This is a genomic window from Pectobacterium brasiliense (assembly GCF_013449685.1).
GTDB lineage: Bacteria > Pseudomonadota > Gammaproteobacteria > Enterobacterales > Enterobacteriaceae > Pectobacterium > Pectobacterium brasiliense_A.
Genome location: NZ_JACDSF010000053.1, coordinates 1 through 21064, shown reverse-complemented (window position 1 = coordinate 21064; position 21064 = coordinate 1). Strand labels below are relative to the sequence as shown.

Below are 21064 nucleotides of genomic sequence, written 5' to 3'. Positions count from 1 at the left end.
GAATCCTCCCGGATGCACCATATTCTGATGTAAATAAAACGTTTGTCTTACTTCCTACCTGAATTAATAAGCGCAAGAATGATATTGTGCAATCGACGTCCGGCCTGAACGGTACAAGTCAGACACTGTTATCAGATACACCACTTCTGTTTTATCAAACGTCCTTTACCTGCTTTTAGCGCGATAACGTCATTTGCCCTCTTGCCGATTCAGAACGATATTTCTCTCATCACTTCCGTGTATTAATTCTTACCCTTCCCTTGCCTATATATTGAGATTGAGCCGACGAGTAAACGAAGGCTGTCTTATGACTATGGGGATAATAACCTGTTTTTTATAAGGTTATTGAGTAAGCGACAACGTTTTCACTTTACGATAAAGTAAGCTCTCTTTTCAGTGATCATGGAGTCATGATGTACGATCGCTATCAAGGGCTGATCTTTGATATGGATGGCACCTTGCTCGATACTGAACCGACGCACCATAAAGCGTGGGATGAGGTTCTTGCACGGTATGGTATGAGATATGATGCCAGTGCCATGACAGCGTTGAACGGCTCGCCCACCTGGCATATTGCACAGCATATTATCGACAGTCATCAGGCTGATATTGATCCTCACCACTTGGCGGCGGAAAAAACGGCCGTTGTTGAGGCAATGCTGCTGGATACAGTAAAACCCCTACCGCTGATTGATGTGGTTAAGCATTATCGCGGACGGCGCCCTATGGCGGTCGGTACGGGTAGCACGCATGGCATGGCTGATAGATTGCTAACGCATTTGGGATTGCATGATTATTTTGATGCAATTGTTGGGGCGGATGATGTGATTCGGCATAAGCCTTTCCCTGATACCTTTCTGCGCTGTGCTGCGTTGATTTCTGTGGCACCGGAACACTGCATTGTGTTTGAAGATGCAGACTACGGTATTGAAGCTGCTAAACGCGCTAACATGGCCGTGGTTGACGTTCGTACATTGTGAGTGAGTTCTGGGCCGTTTTTTCTCTTTTCTGGAGTAGCCTGCTCAGTGCAACACTGTTGCCCGGTAGTTCAGAAGTTCTGCTGGTAACGTTATTGTTGGCTGACAGCGCAAAACCCTATCTGTTGATCGCAGTGGCGACGGTAGGAAATACGCTGGGCGGGTTAACAAATATTTTTATAGGGCGCTTACTCCCTCAGCCAAAACAACAAGCTGGGTATACGGTGGCCATGCGCTGGTTGCAGCGCTATGGTTGCGCTGCGCTGTTATTTAGCTGGGTGCCGGTAGTAGGCGATTTATTGTGCGTGTTAGCGGGTTGGCTACGCATGCCCTGGGTGCAATCGGCGGTTTTCATTGGTATTGGAAAAGCGCTGCGGTATATCGTATTGGCAGGTATAACGTTACAGGGGATGGCGTGGTGGTCTTAACCAGATTGCAATGTGCACTGGTGAGTGCTACTGAGTTTCAATTATGCTTACAACCATTACATTTTAACAACGGGAGGTCGATTTGATCCCGGACATTTCAGAAGCACTTTCTTGGCTGGAAAAACACCCACTGGCGGTGAAGGGTATTCAGCGTGGAATTGAACGCGAAACATTGCGCGTAACAGCAAACGGACATCTTGCTACGACAGGGCACCCTGAGATATTGGGCTCGGCGTTGGCACACCCGTGGATTACGACAGATTTTGCAGAAGCGCTGTTAGAATTTATTACGCCGGTCGATAAAGATGTTGATCATCTGCTGACGTTTCTGCGCGATATCCATCGCCACGTTTCCCGCAATCTGGGTGATGAGCGGATGTGGCCATTGAGCATGCCGTGTTTTATCGACAGCGAGCAAAATATAGAGCTAGCGCAGTATGGCTCATCAAATATTGGGCGTTTCAAAACGCTTTATCGTGAAGGGCTGAAAAACCGCTATGGTGCGCTGATGCAGACCATTTCCGGGGTGCATTACAACTTCTCCCTTCCGCTGTCATTCTGGCAGGCGCGAGAAGGTGTCGCTGATGAAGAAAGCGGGAAAAAGGCCATTTCAGCAGGATATTTCAGACTGATTCGCAACTATTACCGCTTTGGTTGGGTGATCCCTTACCTGTTCGGTGCTTCTCCGGCGATCTGTTCTTCTTTCCTGAAAGGGCGGGAAACGGCACTGCCGTTTGAGCGCACGGAAAAAGGCATGCTGTATTTGCCTTATGCAACCTCCCTGCGGCTAAGTGACTTAGGCTATACCAATAAATCACAGAGCAATTTGGGGATTACGTTTAACGATCTGGATACCTATGTCGCTGCGTTAAAACGCGCGATAAAAACGCCGTCTGAGGAATATGCTCGGGTTGGTATGAAGAAGGATGGTCGTTATCTACAATTGAATACGAACGTCTTGCAGATTGAGAACGAGCTTTATGCACCGATTCGTCCGAAGCGTGTGACGCGCGCGGGCGAAACGCCGTCTGATGCCTTGCTGCGTGGCGGAATCGAATATATCGAAGTGCGTTCACTGGATATTAATCCTTTCTCTCCGACCGGAGTGAGTGAAAGTCAGGTACGTTTCCTGGATTTATTCCTGATCTGGTGTGCGCTGGCAGATGCGCCGGAAATGAGCGCCGATGAGCTACTGTGTACGCGTAAAAACTGGAATCGGGTGATTCTGGAAGGACGTAAACCGGGGCAAACGGTGGGTATGCGGTGTGAAACCATCCAACAGCCAATTGCCGAAGTAGGGAAATCCCTGTTTGCGGATTTACGTCGTGTTGCGGAAGTACTGGACGCGGAAAACGGTCAACCGCACTATCAGCAGGTTTGCGATGAGCTGCTTGCTGGCTTTGACGATCCAGAAACGACGTTCTCTGGTCGACTATTAACGTTGATGAAGCAAGAAGGCAATGGTAGCGTGGGGCTGAATTTAGCGGAAGAATACCGCAAAATGCTCAGCAACGAGCCGCTGCAGGTGTTGACGGAAGAACAATTGGCTGCTGCGAGCGAGCGCTCCTGGCAGCGTCAACGTCAGATTGAGTCTGAAGATACGATGAGTTTTGACGATTATCTGGCGGCGAATTAAAAAGAAAAGGCCACAGAAACTGTGGCCAAATAAACATCTCTAATAGGGATGATGATAATAAATGCGCGTCTTTCAGTAAGTCAGACTCGCATAAAAAGGAAAAGTTCTCGGAAACGAGAAAAAATGAATTTTTTTCTTTGAGGAGGTGGAATTATGCCGTTACTAGACAGTTTTACCGTTGATCATACTCGTATGGCCGCACCCGCCGTTCGGGTCGCTAAAACCATGAAAACCCCTCATGGCGACAATATCACGGTATTTGACCTGCGTTTCTGTCGCCCGAACATCGAGGTCATGCCAGAGCGTGGTATCCATACGCTAGAGCACCTGTTTGCTGGTTTTATGCGCGATCATTTAAACGGTGATGGCGTGGAAATTATCGACATTTCTCCGATGGGATGCCGTACGGGTTTCTACATGAGCCTGATTGGCACGCCGGATGAGCAACGTGTTGCTGATTCCTGGAAAGCGGCGATGGCGGACGTTCTGAAAGTGACCGACCAGCGTAAAATTCCTGAGCTGAACGAATTCCAGTGTGGCACCTATGAGATGCACTCGCTGAAAGAAGCGCAGGAAATCGCTCAGCACATCGTGGATCACGATATTGGTATCAACCAAAATGACGATCTGGCACTGCCGAAAGATAAGCTGGCCGAGCTGCATATCTAGTTTGTCGGATCGGTACAAATAAAAAAGAGAGCCGAACGTTGGCTCTCTTTTTTTGTGTTCGAGGAAGGGTCAGACGGCAAGAAAGTGCTGTATAACCCGGCTACCAAAGTAGGAAAGCGTCAGCATCAGCGCGCCGAGCAGGCTGAACCAGACAACGCGTCGACCGCGCCACCCTTCATGATAATGTCCCCAGAGCAGCAGAATATAGATGAACCACGCAAACAGGGAGAACACGGCCTTATGCAGATTCTCTTTGTTATCGATCAGATCGTCCATGTAGAACAAACCGGTACAGAGCGTCAGCGTGAGCAGAATGACGCCAATCTGCGTGATGTGAAACATTTTACGCTCAATGCCCATCAGTGGCGGCATATCAGCGGCAAATCCCAGCTTTTTATTCTTGAGTAGATAATCCAGCCAGGCGAGCTGGAGCGCATAAAGGGCAGCAATTAACAGCGTGGCATAGGAAAAAAGTGCCAGACCGATATGGATCATCAAGCCCGGTGACGCTTCCAGATGCGTAATAAATTCACTTGGCATGAAGCTGGCGAAGGCCAGATTGATGAGCGCAAAAGTGTAGACGATAGGAAGAATAAACCAGCCACGATCGCGCGCGGCGACAATCGTCATCACTGTACAGATGATAAGACTGACCAGCGAACCGATATTTAGCAGGCTAAGGTTTTGGCCGACCTGAACATCGAAAATACGTTGATAGAGCGCCACCGCATGGCAGATTAGCGCAGCGCTGGCCGAGAGTATTGCCAGCCGACGATATGCACTGTTCTTGCGCAGCAGACTGGGGATAATCAGTCCGAGGCTGAGTGTGTAGGCGACAAGCGCCACAATAGCGAAAACAGACATACAAATAGGTTATTAAATATCAACTAGGTAAAATGAAGAATCAGTATAGCGTTAGTCGTCGTGGGCACCAACAGTTCTCCGTCAGCAGCGCTGAGATCGTTCCCGCTTTTGTGTATAATCTCTTCCATTCGTGTCGCGCTGGCGGCCTGTCTTACGTTGAGCATGAGATATGTTTGAAAATTTAACCGATCGACTCTCGCGCACATTGCGCAACATCAGTGGCCGCGGGCGGTTGACTGAAGAAAACATTAAAGAAACGCTGCGTGAAGTACGTATGGCATTGCTGGAAGCCGACGTCGCGTTACCCGTAGTGCGTGATTTTATCAATCGCGTGAAAGAGCGTGCCGTCGGGCATGAAGTTAATAAAAGTCTGACGCCAGGCCAAGAGTTCGTCAAAATTGTTAAGAATGAACTCGTCAGCGCCATGGGTGAAATCAACGCCGAGCTGAATCTTGCTGCGCAGCCGCCAGCGGTTGTTCTTATGGCGGGTCTGCAAGGTGCGGGTAAAACAACCAGCGTGGGTAAGCTGGGTAAATTCCTGCGTGAAAAGCAGAAGAAAAAAGTGCTGGTCGTTTCTGCCGACGTTTATCGCCCGGCGGCGATTAAGCAGTTGGAAACGCTGGCAGAGCAGGTTGGGGTCGATTTCTTCCCGTCAGATGTGCAGGAAAAGCCGCTTGCGATTGTAGAACGTGCATTACAACACGCTAAGCTGAAATTCTACGATGTATTGTTGGTCGATACCGCGGGCCGTCTCCACGTCGATGACGCGATGATGGACGAAATCAAACAGGTTCACGCGGCGATTAAGCCAGTTGAAACGCTGTTTGTTGTTGATGCCATGACGGGGCAGGATGCGGCGAATACGGCGAAAGCCTTTAATGAAGCGCTGCCGCTGACCGGTGTGATCCTCACCAAAATTGATGGTGATGCCCGTGGCGGTGCGGCGCTATCTATCCGCCACATTACTGGTAAGCCGATTAAATTCCTCGGCGTCGGTGAAAAAACCGAAGCGCTGGAGCCGTTTTACCCTGAGCGTGTGGCATCGCGTATTCTCGGCATGGGTGATGTGCTTTCACTGATTGAAGATATTGAAAGCAAGGTCGACCGTACACAGGCAGAGAAGCTGGCGAAGAAGCTGAAGAAGGGCGATGGGTTCGATTTGACCGATTTTCTGGATCAGCTCAAGCAGATGCGCAATATGGGTGGCATGGCGAGCATGATGAGCAAAATGCCCGGTATGGGCCAGCTGCCTGATAATGTGAAATCGCAAATGGATGACAAGGTGCTGGTACGTATGGAAGCGATCATTAATTCAATGACGCATCAGGAACGTGCCAAACCTGAGATCATCAAAGGATCGCGCAAACGTCGTATCGCGATGGGCTCTGGCATGCAGGTGCAGGATGTAAACCGTCTTCTGAAACAGTTCGATGATATGCAGCGAATGATGAAGAAGATGAAAAACGGCGGCCTGGCGAAAATGATGCGCGGTATGAAAGGGATGATGCCACCAGGATTCCCGGGGCGTTAACCACCGAAACCGATGGTGCAGAGAAACTCTTGGCGAGATTACACGCTTTAGATTGCTTTTTACGCCAAAATGAGTAAAATTTTCGGGCTTTTTATATGACATACTGGGCTCCGTTCCTCGATGGGGCCCAGTTGTTTTATTCACTAAAGAGGATGTTATGGTAACAATTCGTTTGGCACGTGGCGGCGCGAAAAAACGCCCTTTCTATCAAGTAGTCGTGACCGACAGCCGCAATGCGCGTGATGGTCGTTTCATCGAGCGCGTAGGTTTCTTCAACCCAATCGCATCTGGTCAAGCAGAAGCCCTGCGTCTGGATCTGGACCGTATCGAGCATTGGCTTGGTCTGGGTGCAACTGTGTCTGATCGCGTATCTTCGCTGATCAAAGACGCTAAAAAAGCAGCATAACCTGTTGCGGTGGTGATAATGAGCAATCAACTCAGCCCAAAACCTCCTGTTAACCCGATTGTGATGGGGAAGATAGGGTCGGCATATGGCATCCGAGGTTGGCTCAGAGTGTTTTCATCCACCGAAGATGCCGAGAGCATTTTTGATTATCAACCTTGGTTCATCCAGAGTAAAAGCGGTTGGCAGCTTGTCGAGATTGAAGGCTGGAAGTATCACAATCAGGATCTGATCATCAAAGTGAAAGGTGCTGATGACCGTGATGCGGCTAATTTACTGACCAATTGTGAAATTGTCGTAGATTCGTCACAACTGCCCGATCTGGGCGAAGGTGATTATTACTGGAAGGATCTTATTGGCTGTCAGGTCGTGACCGTAACGGGTTATGAGCTAGGTAAAATCATCGACATGATGGAAACCGGCTCGAACGATGTGATGGTAATAAAGGCTAACCTGAAAGATGCCTTCGGAGTCAAGGAACGGCTGGTTCCGTTCCTCACTGAACAGGTTGTTAAGCGCGTCGACCTTTCTGCTCAAACTATTGAAGTAGATTGGGACCCTGGTTTTTGAACTCTGAATCGACCAGTAGTATCCAGCGGAACGAGACTATGTGGATTGGGGTGATTAGCCTGTTTCCAGAGATGTTCCGGGCAATTACTGATTACGGAGTCACTGGCCGGGCCGTTAAAAATGGCCTGCTGAACGTACAGTATTGGAGTCCTCGCGATTTCACTTACGATCGGCATCGCACCGTGGACGATCGGCCTTATGGCGGCGGCCCCGGAATGCTGATGATGGTGCAACCTTTACGGGATGCGATCCACGCAGCAAAAGCAGCGGCAGGCGAAGGCGCGAAAGTGATTTATTTATCACCTCAGGGCCGTAAATTAGATCAGCAAGGCGTACATCAACTCGCTACGAACCAGAAGATGATTCTGGTCTGTGGACGGTACGAAGGGATTGATGAGCGCGTAATTAAAACCGAAATCGATGAAGAATGGTCGATCGGCGATTACGTACTCAGTGGTGGGGAACTGCCAGCGATGACCCTGATTGACTCCGTTGCCCGCTTTATACCGGGCGTTCTGGGGCATCAGGCTTCAGCAGAAGAAGATTCTTTTGCCGATGGATTGCTGGACTGTCCTCATTTCACTCGCCCTGAAATACTGGAAGGCATGGAAGTTCCGGCAGTGTTACTGTCTGGTAACCATGCGGAGATACGCCGCTGGCGATTGAAGCAGTCGCTGGGCCGAACCTGGCTTAGAAGACCTGAACTTCTGAAAAGCCTAGCTCTGACTGACGAGCAAACAAGGTTGCTGGCTGAGTTCCAACGTGAATATCAGTCTGAGCAACAAGAGTATTAGGTGGTTACGCCGGTTTACCGTGCGAACCCAACTATCAGTTTACCTAGGGTAAGAGACATATTATGAGCAACATTATTAAGCAAATCGAAGACGAACAAATGAAGCAGGACGTACCTGCATTTCGTCCGGGTGATACCGTAGAAGTGAAGGTGTGGGTTGTTGAAGGTAGCAAAAAACGTCTGCAGGCATTCGAGGGCGTGGTTATCGCTATTCGTAACCGCGGTCTGCATTCTGCATTCACTGTTCGCAAAATTTCTAACGGCGAAGGCGTGGAGCGTGTATTCCAGACTCACTCTCCAGTAGTTGACAGCATCGCTGTTAAACGTCGTGGTGCCGTGCGTAAAGCCAAACTGTACTACCTGCGTGAGCGTACTGGTAAGTCTGCTCGTATCAAAGAGCGTCTTAACTAAGATAGCGCTTTCGCAACATCCGAAAGTTGTTATTTTTCAAGAGCCTAGCGTAAATGCTAGGCTTTTTTTTATTTAAATGGCGGCAAAGTGACTGCAGATCATGGTTGTTTTATAAATGCTTATACCGATCAATTTTTCATTATTGATCGGTTGCGGCGATCAAAGCATCGTGTTGATACCGTTTTTACCCTGTTTAGAACGGCTTATTCGCGATGACTGTTGGGTACATATGCATATGATCGTTAATGAACTGAATATCTGTAAATCCTGCCTGTTCTAGCTGCGACTGTGTTTTCTTGTGGGTACGAAACGCCGTCCATGTTGCTCCAATAATGCGTGAGAAAAGGACATATTGGAGGGCTAGCAATTTTGGATCGGTATTGATCCATGGGGAATCTTGCGACAGCGTAGGGGGAGGTGTCATAAAACTGGTTATCAACGTACCTCCAGGTTTCAGCCCAGAATAGAACACGCGATAAAGCTCAGTAACTTTGTCATCATCTTGTTCATAGACGTTGAGTCCGTTGCTGGTAATCACATCTGCCTGTGCTGCCAAATCTATTGTCCAGGCATCGGCCAGTACCAACGATATCCTATTTTCCAGTCCTTGCTGACTGGCCAGTTTATAAGCTTCTTCCAGTGCCTGTTTATCTAGATCGATCCCGATTAATTTCACATCTCGATGCCGCGTATAGTCCAACAGCAATAAGTCGGCCATGACACCGCAGGGGACAGATACCATGATAGCGTCGGGGCGCAAGAGTTCTTGAAGCAGGCGTTGGAAAATACCAAATCGTTCACGTGTTGCCAAAACGCTGGGTAGCTGTGTGTAGATGAGTTCTTCGAGGGGATTAACATAGTGGGCTGGTTGATGTGCTATCACATTATGCGTCCAGTACGCATTTAACCCATGATGTTTTAGTAAAAACTGGCCTAATTCAAGGTGGGAGAAAGCGTCCAGAAGCGCGAGTTGTTCCTCTACGGAAATGCCGGGATGATCGCCGGACTCGATAATTTTGTTCTTTATCGCAGCGATTCGTTCATCATGGCTTTCCTGTGATGAGGTAGCGTGTGATAAGAGTCTTGAACTGCTATTTAGAGACGGGTTATGAGGCTTGCTTGAACCGGACATATGAGCACTCCATAATATCAATCGCTATTAGGAATAATAGATTTAACTATCAGTGAGATATGGATTTTCGTTATCTCAGTATCAGGTTGTTAATAACTTAATGTGATTATTTAATGTGAGCGATAATAGAGAGGAGGTATGTCTGACGTATTTCTGTGCGAGTACAAAAGTGAGTGGAATTGTTACCAGATGCGATGAACCATAGCGTTTTGCCAGCTAACTTGCTGATGAGTATGGGCCATCGTTTATCTTCAGGAGGATGTTAAGGCAGGCTCTGTTGCCAGCGAGTTCGCAGTATCTCCGCATTCTCTACGCCATCGCAGCTAGCGGGAAAGTTTTTCCCTGCTTTCCCCCATTCTTCCATGTTATCTGTACCGCAAAAAGCCGACTGTCCGGCCTGATAGCCATGCAGGTAGGTTTCACGGTCAACTTGAGGGTTACCAAACCATTCCTGCAAAGTGCTATCGTCCTTTACGACCATGCCAGAGATTGCATCCTGATAACCTGTTTCGTACCAGAAGCCCGACTCACTTTTAGCGGGTAGCGACGGGACGTTGCTTTGGCATGCTGTCATTAAAAGAACTACAGCCAAGACATAACTGTATTTCATCATCAAACCTTCAATGTTGCGGCCATTGGCCTGAAGAAGCACCGTATCAGGCGATGCCTAATTTTTCTTTCAGTAACTTGAGATAGCGGCGACTGACGGGGATGTGTTTTCCCGTATGCGTCAATACTTCTGCTGCGCCGTTTTCCATTAACTGGATTTCTTTCAGCTGTTCCGTATTAACCATATATTGACGATGGCAACGGACGAAGGGCGTTTTCTCTTCCAGCGTTTTCAGTGAAAGTTGGGTATAGCCGGACTGGCTGACGCCCACAACATGCACGCCGCTGAGTTCTGAACAAAGATACTCGACTTCCTCAATCTTGAGCAAAAAAATACGATTGTGTCCGTTACAGGGAATATGACGGAGTAAGGGCTCTGAAATTATCTGTACGTTTTTATTTACACTAACGCCGCGACGTAAACGATTTAGCGTTTTACTGAGTCGCTGTGCATCCAGTGGTTTAAGTAAATAGTCAAAAGCATGTTCTTCAAATGCCCTCACCGCGTACTCATCATAGGCTGTCACGAAGACGACATAAGGCATATTTTCTGGATCCAACATGGCGACCAGCTCTAATCCGCTGACCTTTGGCATTTGTATATCCAGAAAAATCACATCTGGTTGCAGCCGGTGGATAGCCGGTATTGCCTCCAGCGCATTGCTGCACTGTGCAATGATGGTGATATCAGACTCATTTTCCAGTAGCAGGCTGAGCTCTTCACGTGCCAGCTGTTCGTCATCGATGATTATGGCTTTCAGCATCCTTCCCCCTTGTTGACGTGATTCTATCACTATTCACGCTGGGATTAGCATGGTTGCATCGGGAAGTGGTAGAGCAGACGGATATCGTTTTTCAGGCAATATTTAGGGTGGTAATTTTTTATTTACACTAAGTGGATTGAAATCTTTACGGTTCGTGTTATGGTGTAAACATCACGCGTAGGCAGGTTGTACAGACAGTAGTCTTTACAGGCGATCGCGAATATACCGAACTTTTCAGGAATGGGATCATGCAAAAAGATTCACTTAACAATATTAATATCAGTGCAGAGCAGGTTTTAATTACTCCCGATGAATTAAAAGCCAAGTTTCCGCTTAACGAGGCAGAACAGCGCGATATTGCGCAAGCGAGAGCGACCATTGCGGATATCATTCATGGTCGTGATGATCGGTTGCTGATCGTCTGCGGGCCTTGCTCGATTCATGACACGGATGCCGCGTTGGAATATGCGCGCCGCCTGCAGTCACTAGCCGCTGAATTAAGCGATAGCCTCTACATTGTGATGCGTGTTTATTTTGAAAAACCGCGTACCACAGTGGGCTGGAAAGGGCTCATCAACGATCCGTTCATGGATGGTTCATTTGATGTGGAGTCAGGATTGCACATCGCGCGTGAACTGCTGCTGGAACTGGTGAATATGGGACTGCCGCTGGCGACCGAAGCGCTTGATCCGAACAGCCCGCAGTACCTGGGCGATTTATTCAGCTGGTCTGCTATCGGTGCACGTACAACTGAATCACAAACGCACCGTGAGATGGCTTCCGGCCTGTCGATGCCTGTTGGGTTCAAAAACGGCACGGATGGCAGTCTGGGAACGGCTATCAACGCGATGAGAGCCGCTGCAATGCCGCATCGCTTTGTGGGTATCAATCAAACCGGTCAGGTCTGTCTGCTGCAAACGCAAGGGAACATTGATGGTCATGTGATTCTGCGTGGCGGTAAAAAACCAAACTACAGTGCGCAGGATGTCGCCGAATGTGAAAAACAGATGCAGGAAGCGGGACTGAGACCTGCGCTGATGATAGATTGTAGCCACGGTAATTCGAATAAAGACTACCGCCGTCAGCCACTTGTTGTTGAATCTGCGATTGAGCAAATCAAGGCGGGAAATCGTTCCATTATAGGTTTGATGCTGGAAAGCCACCTTAACGAGGGGAGCCAGTCTTCAGAACAGCCGCGTTCAGATATGCGCTACGGTGTATCAGTCACGGATGCCTGTATCAGTTGGGAAAGCACAGAGACGTTGCTGCGTTCCGTTCATCAAGAGCTGAGCGCGGCACGAGTGAAACATTCAGGAGAGTAACAAAATATGGTAGCTGAACTGACCGTATTGCGTGATCAGATAGATGAGGTAGATAAGGAGCTTGTCGCGCTGTTATCACGTCGGTTGCGTTTAGTGGCGGAAGTGGGTGAAGTGAAAAGCCGCCATGGTTTGCCCATCTATGCGCCCGATCGTGAAGCGGCCATGCTCAGCTCACGTCGTAAAGAAGCTGATTCGATGGGCGTTCCGCCGGATCTTATTGAGGATATCCTGCGGCGTACCATGCGCGAATCCTACACCAGTGAAAACGACAAAGGCTTTAAAACGCTGTGCCCGCAGTTACGTCCCGTTGTTATCATCGGTGGCCGCGGGCAAATGGGTAATCTGTTTGAGAAAATGCTGACGCTGTCGGGCTATCAGGTGAGGATTCTGGAGCAAGGTGACTGGCCGCGCGCGGATGAACTGCTGTCTGATGCCGGCATGGTGATTGTTAGCGTGCCGATTCACGTGACTGAACAGGTGATTGCTCGTCTGCCTGCTTTGCCGGATGACTGTATCTTGGTTGATTTGGCATCGGTAAAAAATGGCCCGCTTCAGGCGATGCTGGCGGCACATAGTGGTCCGGTACTTGGTCTGCACCCTATGTTCGGGCCAGACAGCGGCAGCCTTGCCAAGCAGGTTGTCGTCTATTGTGACGGTCGGCAGCCAGAAGCCTACCAGTGGTTGCTGGAACAGATTCAGGTGTGGGGCGCGCGTCTGCATCGTATCAGCGCGGTCGAACACGACCAGAACATGATGTTCATTCAGGCGCTGCGTCACTTCGCAACATTTGCCTATGGTCTGCATTTAGCGGAAGAGAATGTACAGCTTGAACAGCTATTAGCGCTGTCATCGCCAATCTATCGTCTGGAATTGATCATGGTTGGACGGCTGTTTGCGCAGGATCCGCAGCTGTATGCCGACATCATTATGTCTTCAGAGGATAATCTGGCGTTGATTAAGCGTTACTACAAACGTTTTGGCGAGGCGATTGAGCTACTGGAGCAGACGGATAAGGCAGAATTTATCAACAGCTTCAAGAAGGTCGAACACTGGTTTGGCGACTATGCCAAACGTTTTCAGGCGGAGAGCCGTGTGCTTTTGCGTCAGGCAAACGATATTCGTCAATAAGCACGTTTACTATCTTGGTTGTGTTTAAGAAGCCATCCCGGGGATACCGGGATGGCTTCTTAAATTATTCGTTCACATTGACTATTCGTTCACGTCCACGGGTACGACGTTTTCACTCGGGTAGCAGCCCAACACTTTTAACGAGCGGGTGATGGGGGCTAATCCTTTTAGCGCTTTCTGCATGGCATCGCTGCGCAGGTTGGCCTGTACGTCCAGATAGAACATCTCTTCCCACGGGTTACCGTTGATCGGCCTGGATTCCAGCTTGGTCATCACAATGCCGTGATCACGCAATACCAGCAGCGCTTCTACCAGCGCACCTGACTGTTGGCCGGTTGCCATAATTAGCGTGGTTTTTGCCGGCACTTGTTCCGTCACATCAATCGGCTTGCGTGCTAATACAATGAAGCGGGTGATGTTTTGCGACTGATTTGCCAGATCGTGTTCCAGCATCTGTAGCTGATAAAGCTGGCCACCGGCTTCGCTGCCGAGAGCCGCTGCTTTTGGTGAGTTGAGTGCAGCCACTTTTTCCATCGCTGCAGCTGTGCTCTCACAATATTCAATCTTCCAGTGTGGAAAACGATTAATGAAATGGCTGCACTGCTGGAACGGCTGCGGATGGCTGTAAACCGTTTCGATCTGTTCCAACGACGTATCGGTAGCAACTAAAACACAGTGATTTATCGGGTTGGTTAATTCGCCGACGATGGATAAAGCCGTGTGTTGCAGCAGGTCGTAGACGTCGTTGATCGAGCCAGAGCTGGTGTTTTCAATCGGCAGAACGGCATAGTCCGCTTGCCCTGTTTCCACCATATTGAAGATGTCCTGAAATTTCTGGCAACCACACTCAACAAATTGCTCGAAGTGTCGTGCGGCATATTGGCGCGCGGCAAGATGGGAATAAGAGCCTTTCGGACCGAGAAACGCAATACGGGCAGAGTGTGACGTTGTTTGGTTGAGATGATGCTGCAAGAGTGCCTGCTGCGTCAGTACCGAATCTTCAATGATGAGCTGAAATAAGCGGGTAATGTAGTGACCATCAAGATGATGCTTTTTCCCAGCGGCTGTCAGTTTGTCCAGCAAATCACGCTCACGCTCTTTGTCACGAATTGGGCGATGCGAATGCAATTTGCTGCGGGCAACGTCCAGCGCGAGTTCTCGTCTTTGTGCCAACAATTCAATTAATTGTAGATCCAATGCGCTGATTCGTTCTCGCAGTGCCAGTAATGGGTTGTCTGTCATGATGCTGTTACCTGTCTTATGTTCTTATATAAAAAAAGCCTCCTGGTCAGGAGGCTTTTTTGTTCGTCTTCGTATTCTTGCTCTTACGACGAATCGCCTCCCAAATTAGGGGAAGGTGAAAAAGAATACGAAGAAGAACAGTTTATTTGTCATGTTTACTCGGTTAGTCAGGAAGATATCCAGATTCTGAGTAGGTAAGGTAACTGTTGGCTTTTCATCCTGTCAATACAAAATCGCCGAGCGCAATGGTAAACGAGGTATCGCGTTGGCGCTTTAGGTCGTGGATTACTACGCCAGGAATGCAAAAACGCGCCCTCAGGCGCGTTATATTGAGGTAAAGAGGGCGAATTACTCTTCTTGAGTCGGCTGGAGATTCGCTTCTTTGACGCTAGCTACCGCACGTCTGGCTTCACCTTTATGCTGGAGTTTGTCCAACTGGCGTTCGAGCTTGGTAATTAGCTCATTAATGGCGGCATACATATCATCATGCTTGGCGCTGGCAACCAGCGGGCCATTTGGCGTACTGATAGTGGCATCGGCCACAAAACCCTGTGGTTCTTTTGACAAAATAATATGTGGGTTAATCAACTGGGTTTGCCACTTGTCCAGCTTAGAAAGACGGTCTTCGACATGTTGACGAATTGCGGGGGTGATATCCATTTGCTTACTGGTAATATTAATAGCCATATAAACTTACCTCTCTGCCTATGTCCGTCTTGGATAATTTCAGCATACAGTGAGTTGTGACAAAAAGCGTGATATTGATCGCTTTTTTTCGTCACTTTTTGTCAAGAAAACGCGATTTGTGAAGCATCATCGGGAATAGGAGGGAAGTGCTTGAGGGGGCATCTGGCCTGTGCCATTATTGATAGGATGTATTGACGTTACCGCGCTGTTGTTGACTCCCGCCAACCTGTTTTTTCTGCATCATTAATGCATAGCCCACCGAACGAGCCATAAAAAAACGGCAACCGAAGCTGCCGTCTTATTATTGTGTGCCACTTGTCGTTTATGCTGGATTCGCAGTGATGATTTTTGCGACTTTGTCCGCCTGAGCGGCCAGTTGCAGTTCGCGATAGGCATTTTCCATCAACGGCAGGGCATTTTTTGTTGCCTGGGTATCGGGGTAATCACGCAGCATTTGCTCAACGCGATTAACTACTGCCACATAAGCGCCGCGTTTCGTGTAGTATTGCGCGACAGAAAGTTCATACTTGGCCAGACGCTCTTTGAGGTAAACCAAACGCTTGTTCGCGTCGGTGGCGTATTGGCTGTTCGGGTATCCCTGAATGAGCTTGCTGAAATCCCGAAATGCGGTGCGGGCATACTGCGGATCGCGATCGGAACGATCAACGCCGAAGAAGCCTTGTAATGCACTGTCATCCAGCGCCATGTCGGTCAGGCCGCGCATGTACAGGACATAATCCACGTTTGGATGGGTCGGATTGAGTCGCAGGAAGCGGTCAATAGAAGCTTGGGCCAATGGCAGCTCTGCGGATTTGTAATAGGCGTAGATCAAATCCAACTGTACTTGCTGCGAGTAGGGGCCAAAGGGATACCGGTTATCCAGTGCTTCCAACTGCGTGATGGCTGCTTTAAAGTTGCCGTCCTGCAGTTTTTGTTGAGCATTGGCATAGATTTCAGATGGCGGACTATCAGGAACCGCATCTTTGGAATTGCTGGAGCAACCAGCCAGCGCCAGGCTCAACGTGGCGGCAGCCACCAGATATTTCATACGCGTCATGACGTTTTGATTATCCTCAGAATGTTATTCCGGGAGGCTGTCCGTTAAGCTCCCGATTTAGACCAGCTACAATAGTACATTATTTTAAACGGCGTCGCCGTCAAAACCCAACGTTAACGAAGAAGCTGCATAATATGGCACAACAAGTACAACTCACCGCAACGGTGGCCGAATCTCAACTCGGACAACGTTTAGATCAGGCTTTGGCCGAATTGTTCCCTGATTATTCACGATCCCGCATAAAAGAGTGGATTCTTGAGAATCGAGTACAGATTAACGGCAATGTCATCAATAAGCCAAAAGAGAAAGTACTTGGCGGCGAATCGGTAGCCATTGATGCATTGATTGAAGAAGAAGCTCGCTGGGAAGCTCAGGATATCAAGCTGGATATCGTGTATGAAGATGAGGATATCCTGGTCATCAATAAACCCAGAGATCTGGTGGTTCACCCCGGTGCGGGTAACCCAGATGGCACAGTATTGAATGCCTTGTTACATCATTATCCTGAGATTGTCGACGTGCCCCGTGCCGGGATTGTGCACCGACTTGATAAAGATACAACAGGGCTCATGGTGGTCGCGAAAACCGTACCCGCACAGACGCGTTTAGTCGAGGCGCTACAGGCGCGTGAAATTACTCGTGAGTATGAGGCCGTGGCGATTGGCTCGATGACAGCAGGTGGCATGGTCGAGCAGCCTATCGCTCGCCACTCAACCAAGCGTACTCATATGGCCGTGCACCCGATGGGTAAGCCTGCCGTGACACATTATCGCATCATGGAACATTTCCGTGCGCATACCCGTTTACGGTTGCGTCTGGAAACGGGGCGCACCCATCAAATTCGCGTGCATATGGCGCACATTAATCATCCTCTGGTTGGCGATCAGCTATACGGTGGCCGTCCGCGCCCGCCAAAAGGCGCTTCGGAGGATTTCATTGAGGTGCTCCGTGGGTTCGATCGTCAGGCGCTGCATGCCACCATGTTGCGTTTCTACCATCCTATTACTGGCATTCACATGGAATGGCATGCGGAATTGCCACAGGATATGGTCGATTTGATTAATGCGCTGAAAGCCGATACTGAAGCGTTTAAGGATCAGCTCGACTGGTAATATATTCAATACGATAAGTGCCGATTTATAGAGGTGACGGACTATGCTGATATACCCCGACTGGCCTTTGCCAGAAAGTGTGAAATCTTGTAGTACGACGCGTGTTGGCGGACGTAGTGGTGCACCTTATGATTCGCTGAATTTAGGTAATCATGTGGGCGATGAGCCTGCGCACGTTACCGCAAATCGGCAAGCGCTGGTGGAGATGGCTGGCCTTCCCGCTATGCCGCATTGGTTGGATCAGGTGCATGGCACCGATGTGATTCGTATTGGCGAGACGTCCCCAACGTCCGTTTGTGGTGATGCCGCTTATACGGATCAGAAAGGGAAGGTTTGTGCAGTGATGACGGCTGACTGCTTGCCCGTGCTTTTTTGTGCAATCAACGGCGACGAAGTCGCTGCCGCCCATGCTGGCTGGCGCGGATTGCACGCGGGGGTATTGGAAGACACGTTAGCCTGTTTCCGTGCTCAACCCGCACAAATTATGGCGTGGCTGGGGCCTGCTATTGGGCCTGATGCCTTTGAGGTTGGCCCTGAAGTCAGGGATGCATTTATTCAGCATGATATGGCTGCGGCCTCAGCATTTCGGCCTGAAGGAAATAAATTTTTTGCCGATATCTATCAACTGGCAAGTCTGCGCTTACGTGCCGCAGGGATAACGCAAATTTTTGGTGGAAATGCTTGTACTGTGAGTGAACCTCACAAATTTTTCTCTTATCGGCGTGATGGTGTGACTGGCCGTATGGCAAGTTTAATCTGGCTGATATAACCTATTGAATTAAGACGATCCAAGACAAGTAACGTTTAAATCCTGTCACGACTGGCAAAATAACCTTGAAATTTTTGAGGGATGACCTCATTTAATCTCCAGTAGCAATTTTGACCAGTGTATGGGAGGTGTTATGCGTCTGGATCGTCTTACCAACAAATTCCAACTTGCTCTTGCTGATGCCCAGTCTCTCGCCCTTGGGCGCGATCACCAGTTTATTGAACCACTTCACTTGATGAGCGCCTTGCTTCATCAAGATGGTGGAACTGTTGGTCCACTTCTGACTGTTGCCGGAGCCAATCTTAACCACCTGAAAACCGAAATCGACCAGGCAATCACACGTTTGCCGCAGGTTGAAGGTACTGATGGTGATGTTCAGCCTTCTAGCGAGTTAGTCCGCGTATTGAATATGTGCGACAAGCTGGCGCAAAAGCGTGGCGATACCTTTATCTCTTCGGAGCTTTTCGCGCTTGCTGCGCTGGAATCTCGCGGCACGTTGGGGGATATATTGAAAAAGGCGGGGGTTACGCAGCAAGGTGTAACAAACGCGATTGAACGAGTGAGAGGAGGGGTGCAAGTGAACGATCAGGGTGCTGAGGATCAGCGCCAGGCATTGAAAAAATTCACGATTGATCTCACGGAGCGTGCTGAACAAGGCAAACTCGATCCTGTGATCGGGCGTGATGAGGAAATTCGCCGCACTATTCAGGTTTTGCAACGTCGAACCAAAAATAACCCAGTATTAATCGGTGAACCCGGCGTGGGTAAAACCGCGATAGTAGAAGGGTTAGCACAGCGTATCGTTAATGGTGAAGTGCCTGAAGGCCTGAAAAACAAGCGCGTACTTTCACTGGATATGGGCGCGCTGGTGGCGGGGGCGAAATACCGTGGTGAATTTGAAGAGCGTTTGAAAGGCGTGCTCAACGACCTGTCTAAACAGGAAGGCAACGTCATTCTGTTTATTGATGAACTTCATACGATGGTGGGGGCAGGCAAAGCCGATGGCGCGATGGATGCCGGTAATATGCTAAAACCTGCACTGGCTCGTGGTGAGTTGCATTGCGTCGGGGCGACAACGCTCGATGAGTATCGGCAATATATTGAAAAGGACGCGGCCCTTGAACGTCGTTTCCAGAAAGTGTTTGTCGCTGAACCTACTGTTGAAGACACGATTGCGATTCTGCGCGGGCTGAAAGAGCGCTATGAATTGCACCATCATGTACAAATTACTGACCCAGCGATTGTTGCGGCGGCCATGCTATCTAACCGCTATATTGCGGATCGTCAATTACCGGATAAAGCGATTGACCTGATTGATGAGGCGGCATCCAGTATTCGTATTCAGATTGATTCGAAACCAGAGCCCCTTGATCGGCTTGAGCGTCGAATCATCCAGTTAAAACTGGAACAGCAGGCGCTGAAAAAAGAATCTGATGAAGCCAGCCAAAAGCGGCTTGAATTGCTGAGCGCGGAACTTGACCAAAAAGAGCGTGAATATTCCCAACAAGAGGAAGAGTGGAAAGCAGAAAAAGCGTCACTCACGGGAACGCAGAATATTAAAGCGTCTTTAGAGCAGGCGAAAATTGCGCTGGAACAGGCTCGCCGTCAGGGCGATCTGGGGAGAATGTCTGAGCTGCAATATGGCAAAATCCCTGAGCTAGAGAAACAGTTGGCAGCAGCAACGCAGCAGGAAGGGAAAACGATGCATTTGCTGCGTAATCGAGTAACGGATGTTGAAATCGCGGATGTGCTGGCGCGTTGGACTGGGATTCCTGTTTCTCGCATGTTGGAAAGCGAGAAAGAAAAATTATTACGCATGGAAGATGAACTGCATCAGCGTGTGATTGGGCAGAACGAGGCTGTTGAAGCGGTAGCAAATTCTATCCGTCGTAGTCGGGCTGGACTATCCGACCCGAATCGCCCTATTGGCTCGTTCCTGTTCCTTGGGCCAACAGGTGTTGGGAAAACGGAACTTTGCAAAACGCTGGCGACTTTCCTCTTCGACAGTGATGACGCCATGGTGCGTATCGATATGTCTGAGTTTATGGAGAAACACTCGGTTTCACGCTTGGTCGGTGCGCCTCCGGGATATGTCGGTTACGAGGAAGGGGGATATTTGACGGAAGCGGTACGTCGTCGCCCTTATTCGGTCATTTTGCTAGATGAGATCGAAAAGGCACACCCTGATGTATTTAATATCCTGCTTCAGGTATTAGATGATGGGCGCCTCACTGATGGTCAGGGCAGAACAGTGGATTTCCGTAATACTGTGGTCATCATGACGTCCAATCTGGGATCTGACCTTATTCAGGAGCGTTTTGGTGAACGCAGCTATACCCAAATGAGAGATATGGTGCTCGAAGTCGTTAGCCACAGCTTCCGCCCCGAATTTATTAACCGTATCGATGAGGTCGTGGTATTCCATCCATTGGGAAGGGCGCATATTACATCGATCGCACAAATTCAGCTTCAGAGACTGTACAAGCGTCTTGAAGAGCGTGGATATAGCGTCACGATCACGGATGCAGCTTTAGATATGCTTGGGGAAGTCGGGTTTGACCCTGTCTATGGTGCGCGCCCGCTTAAAAGAGCGATACAGCAACTGATAGAGAACCTGCTCGCTCAGCAGATGCTGGGGGGGAAATTGATACCTGGTAAACCGATCACATTAGATGTTGAAGGTGAACAGATAGTCGCTCGGCAAGAATAATGTGAGTGAACGGGTAAGCGATCAACGGGGGCATTCGTTAATGGATGCTCCCGTTTTCACATTATGAGCTCAGGTTGTATTCATTTTTTGTATGTGAAGTGTGCGAAATGGTGGCTTTTGGCTTGTTTTTGAACGGTTGGAAAATAATTTGCATTTAGCACTTGTCAGCCGCCGAGAAGTCCCTATAATGCGCCTCCACTGACACGGCAACAGCGACACGCGGTTGTGGTGACAGGAAAAAAGATTCAAC

21 protein-coding genes and 1 other annotated feature are annotated in these 21064 nt (G+C 49.1%); of the genes, 14 read left to right on the top strand and 7 right to left on the bottom strand.

Annotation, left to right across the window (positions count from 1 at the left end; genetic code table 11):
- The first annotated feature begins 413 nt into the window (after window positions 1–413).
- The 4 genes from yqaB (at window position 414) to luxS (ending at window position 3710) form a co-directional block, all read left to right on the top strand.
- Complete coding sequence (yqaB, locus tag H0248_RS18445; RefSeq protein ID WP_180787026.1) at window positions 414–980, top strand: fructose-1-phosphate/6-phosphogluconate phosphatase; 567 nt, start codon at window positions 414–416, stop codon at window positions 978–980.
- Entirely contained in the window at window positions 977–1405 is a 429-nt protein-coding gene (locus H0248_RS18440; protein ID WP_180787018.1) for a YqaA family protein, read from the top strand. The genes yqaB and H0248_RS18440 overlap by 4 nt, the downstream gene beginning before the upstream one ends.
- Before the next feature lie 82 nt (window positions 1406–1487).
- Window positions 1488–3041 carry a glutamate--cysteine ligase gene (gene gshA / locus H0248_RS18435; RefSeq protein ID WP_180787017.1) on the top strand — a complete coding sequence of 518 codons (1554 nt, stop codon included), beginning with the start codon at window positions 1488–1490 and terminating at the stop codon, window positions 3039–3041.
- Between the two features lie 153 nt (window positions 3042–3194).
- Complete coding sequence (luxS, locus tag H0248_RS18430; RefSeq protein WP_010286009.1) at window positions 3195–3710, top strand: S-ribosylhomocysteine lyase; 516 nt, start codon at window positions 3195–3197, stop codon at window positions 3708–3710.
- Window positions 3711–3779: 69 nt separating this feature from the next.
- Here the strand turns inward: luxS and H0248_RS18425 are convergent, their stop codons facing one another.
- Window positions 3780–4574: a cytochrome C assembly family protein gene (locus tag H0248_RS18425; RefSeq protein ID WP_107169154.1), complete on the bottom strand. Its 795-nt coding sequence runs from the start codon at window positions 4572–4574 to the stop codon at window positions 3780–3782.
- Window positions 4575–4743: 169 nt separating this feature from the next.
- On the opposite strand from H0248_RS18425, the gene ffh reads away from it, so the two are divergent.
- From ffh to rplS, 5 genes are all read left to right on the top strand, one after another.
- Window positions 4744–6105 carry a signal recognition particle protein gene (gene ffh, locus H0248_RS18420; protein WP_180787016.1) on the top strand — a complete coding sequence of 454 codons (1362 nt, stop codon included), beginning with the start codon at window positions 4744–4746 and terminating at the stop codon, window positions 6103–6105.
- A gap of 157 nt (window positions 6106–6262) precedes the next feature.
- A complete protein-coding gene (gene rpsP / locus H0248_RS18415) occupies window positions 6263–6511 on the top strand; it encodes a 30S ribosomal protein S16 (RefSeq protein ID WP_010285998.1) in 249 nt (82 codons plus the stop codon).
- An 18-nt stretch (window positions 6512–6529) separates the two neighbouring features.
- A complete protein-coding gene (gene rimM / locus H0248_RS18410) occupies window positions 6530–7078 on the top strand; it encodes a ribosome maturation factor RimM (protein ID WP_010308358.1) in 549 nt (182 codons plus the stop codon).
- A gap of 38 nt (window positions 7079–7116) precedes the next feature.
- The gene (gene trmD, locus H0248_RS18405; RefSeq protein ID WP_010285995.1) at window positions 7117–7872 is read left to right on the top strand and encodes a tRNA (guanosine(37)-N1)-methyltransferase TrmD; all 756 of its coding nucleotides are present in this window, start codon (window positions 7117–7119) and stop codon (window positions 7870–7872) included.
- Window positions 7873–7934: 62 nt separating this feature from the next.
- The gene (gene rplS, locus H0248_RS18400; RefSeq protein WP_010285987.1) at window positions 7935–8282 is read left to right on the top strand and encodes a 50S ribosomal protein L19; all 348 of its coding nucleotides are present in this window, start codon (window positions 7935–7937) and stop codon (window positions 8280–8282) included.
- Window positions 8283–8475: 193 nt separating this feature from the next.
- Here rplS and H0248_RS18395 read toward each other — a convergent pair whose 3' ends face one another.
- From H0248_RS18395 to btsR, 3 genes are all read right to left on the bottom strand, one after another.
- Window positions 8476–9414, bottom strand: a complete 939-nt coding sequence (locus H0248_RS18395; RefSeq protein WP_180787015.1) for a class I SAM-dependent methyltransferase — start codon at window positions 9412–9414, stop codon at window positions 8476–8478.
- A gap of 262 nt (window positions 9415–9676) precedes the next feature.
- Window positions 9677–10024 (bottom strand): DUF2799 domain-containing protein, encoded by a 348-nt coding sequence (locus H0248_RS18390; protein ID WP_119874972.1) that lies wholly within the window; start codon window positions 10022–10024, stop codon window positions 9677–9679.
- Between the two features lie 46 nt (window positions 10025–10070).
- Window positions 10071–10787 carry a two-component system response regulator BtsR gene (btsR, locus tag H0248_RS18385; RefSeq protein ID WP_010306189.1) on the bottom strand — a complete coding sequence of 239 codons (717 nt, stop codon included), beginning with the start codon at window positions 10785–10787 and terminating at the stop codon, window positions 10071–10073.
- Between the two features lie 248 nt (window positions 10788–11035).
- Between btsR and H0248_RS18380 the strand changes: the two genes are divergently transcribed.
- Together H0248_RS18380 and tyrA are read left to right on the top strand one after the other, a co-directional pair.
- The gene (locus H0248_RS18380) at window positions 11036–12109 is read left to right on the top strand and encodes a 3-deoxy-7-phosphoheptulonate synthase (RefSeq protein ID WP_180787014.1); all 1074 of its coding nucleotides are present in this window, start codon (window positions 11036–11038) and stop codon (window positions 12107–12109) included.
- Between the two features lie 6 nt (window positions 12110–12115).
- Window positions 12116–13237, top strand: coding sequence for a bifunctional chorismate mutase/prephenate dehydrogenase (gene tyrA / locus H0248_RS18375; RefSeq protein ID WP_119874967.1), 1122 nt, complete (start codon window positions 12116–12118; stop codon window positions 13235–13237).
- Between the two features lie 81 nt (window positions 13238–13318).
- Here the strand turns inward: tyrA and pheA are convergent, their stop codons facing one another.
- The 3 genes from pheA to bamD all read right to left on the bottom strand — a co-directional run bounded on the left by pheA (window position 13319) and on the right by bamD (window position 16223).
- The gene (gene pheA / locus H0248_RS18370; RefSeq protein ID WP_180787013.1) at window positions 13319–14479 is read right to left on the bottom strand and encodes a bifunctional chorismate mutase/prephenate dehydratase; all 1161 of its coding nucleotides are present in this window, start codon (window positions 14477–14479) and stop codon (window positions 13319–13321) included.
- Window positions 14480–14507: 28 nt separating this feature from the next.
- Window positions 14508–14633 (bottom strand) — a sequence feature (Phe leader region).
- A gap of 194 nt (window positions 14634–14827) precedes the next feature.
- Complete coding sequence (gene raiA, locus H0248_RS18365; RefSeq protein WP_039360937.1) at window positions 14828–15166, bottom strand: ribosome-associated translation inhibitor RaiA; 339 nt, start codon at window positions 15164–15166, stop codon at window positions 14828–14830.
- A gap of 322 nt (window positions 15167–15488) precedes the next feature.
- Window positions 15489–16223, bottom strand: coding sequence for an outer membrane protein assembly factor BamD (bamD, locus tag H0248_RS18360; RefSeq protein ID WP_010285959.1), 735 nt, complete (start codon window positions 16221–16223; stop codon window positions 15489–15491).
- A gap of 134 nt (window positions 16224–16357) precedes the next feature.
- Between bamD and rluD the strand changes: the two genes are divergently transcribed.
- The 3 genes from rluD to clpB all read left to right on the top strand — a co-directional run bounded on the left by rluD (window position 16358) and on the right by clpB (window position 20814).
- Window positions 16358–17335 (top strand): 23S rRNA pseudouridine(1911/1915/1917) synthase RluD, encoded by a 978-nt coding sequence (gene rluD, locus H0248_RS18355; RefSeq protein WP_180787012.1) that lies wholly within the window; start codon window positions 16358–16360, stop codon window positions 17333–17335.
- Window positions 17336–17378: 43 nt separating this feature from the next.
- Entirely contained in the window at window positions 17379–18104 is a 726-nt protein-coding gene (gene yfiH / locus H0248_RS18350; RefSeq protein ID WP_180787011.1) for a purine nucleoside phosphorylase YfiH, read from the top strand.
- Window positions 18105–18237: 133 nt separating this feature from the next.
- The gene (gene clpB / locus H0248_RS18345) at window positions 18238–20814 is read left to right on the top strand and encodes an ATP-dependent chaperone ClpB (RefSeq protein WP_205558590.1); all 2577 of its coding nucleotides are present in this window, start codon (window positions 18238–18240) and stop codon (window positions 20812–20814) included.
- The last annotated feature ends 250 nt before the right edge of the window (window positions 20815–21064 follow it).

What these genes read in the sequence shown, in the direction of transcription:
- yqaB (WP_180787026.1), top strand. Translation starts at nt 414, where the DNA reads ATGTACGATCGCTATCAAGGGCTGATCTTTGATATGGATGGCACCTTG.
- luxS (WP_010286009.1), top strand. Translation starts at nt 3,195, where the DNA reads ATGCCGTTACTAGACAGTTTTACCGTTGATCATACTCGTATGGCCGCA.
- H0248_RS18425 (WP_107169154.1), bottom strand. Translation starts at nt 4,574, where the DNA reads ATGTCTGTTTTCGCTATTGTGGCGCTTGTCGCCTACACACTCAGCCTC.
- ffh (WP_180787016.1), top strand. Translation starts at nt 4,744, where the DNA reads ATGTTTGAAAATTTAACCGATCGACTCTCGCGCACATTGCGCAACATC.
- rpsP (WP_010285998.1), top strand. Translation starts at nt 6,263, where the DNA reads ATGGTAACAATTCGTTTGGCACGTGGCGGCGCGAAAAAACGCCCTTTC.
- rimM (WP_010308358.1), top strand. Translation starts at nt 6,530, where the DNA reads ATGAGCAATCAACTCAGCCCAAAACCTCCTGTTAACCCGATTGTGATG.
- trmD (WP_010285995.1), top strand. Translation starts at nt 7,117, where the DNA reads ATGTGGATTGGGGTGATTAGCCTGTTTCCAGAGATGTTCCGGGCAATT.
- rplS (WP_010285987.1), top strand. Translation starts at nt 7,935, where the DNA reads ATGAGCAACATTATTAAGCAAATCGAAGACGAACAAATGAAGCAGGAC.
- H0248_RS18395 (WP_180787015.1), bottom strand. Translation starts at nt 9,414, where the DNA reads ATGTCCGGTTCAAGCAAGCCTCATAACCCGTCTCTAAATAGCAGTTCA.
- H0248_RS18390 (WP_119874972.1), bottom strand. Translation starts at nt 10,024, where the DNA reads ATGAAATACAGTTATGTCTTGGCTGTAGTTCTTTTAATGACAGCATGC.
- btsR (WP_010306189.1), bottom strand. Translation starts at nt 10,787, where the DNA reads ATGCTGAAAGCCATAATCATCGATGACGAACAGCTGGCACGTGAAGAG.
- H0248_RS18380 (WP_180787014.1), top strand. Translation starts at nt 11,036, where the DNA reads ATGCAAAAAGATTCACTTAACAATATTAATATCAGTGCAGAGCAGGTT.
- tyrA (WP_119874967.1), top strand. Translation starts at nt 12,116, where the DNA reads ATGGTAGCTGAACTGACCGTATTGCGTGATCAGATAGATGAGGTAGAT.
- pheA (WP_180787013.1), bottom strand. Translation starts at nt 14,479, where the DNA reads ATGACAGACAACCCATTACTGGCACTGCGAGAACGAATCAGCGCATTG.
- raiA (WP_039360937.1), bottom strand. Translation starts at nt 15,166, where the DNA reads ATGGCTATTAATATTACCAGTAAGCAAATGGATATCACCCCCGCAATT.
- bamD (WP_010285959.1), bottom strand. Translation starts at nt 16,223, where the DNA reads ATGACGCGTATGAAATATCTGGTGGCTGCCGCCACGTTGAGCCTGGCG.
- rluD (WP_180787012.1), top strand. Translation starts at nt 16,358, where the DNA reads ATGGCACAACAAGTACAACTCACCGCAACGGTGGCCGAATCTCAACTC.
- yfiH (WP_180787011.1), top strand. Translation starts at nt 17,379, where the DNA reads ATGCTGATATACCCCGACTGGCCTTTGCCAGAAAGTGTGAAATCTTGT.
- clpB (WP_205558590.1), top strand. Translation starts at nt 18,238, where the DNA reads ATGCGTCTGGATCGTCTTACCAACAAATTCCAACTTGCTCTTGCTGAT.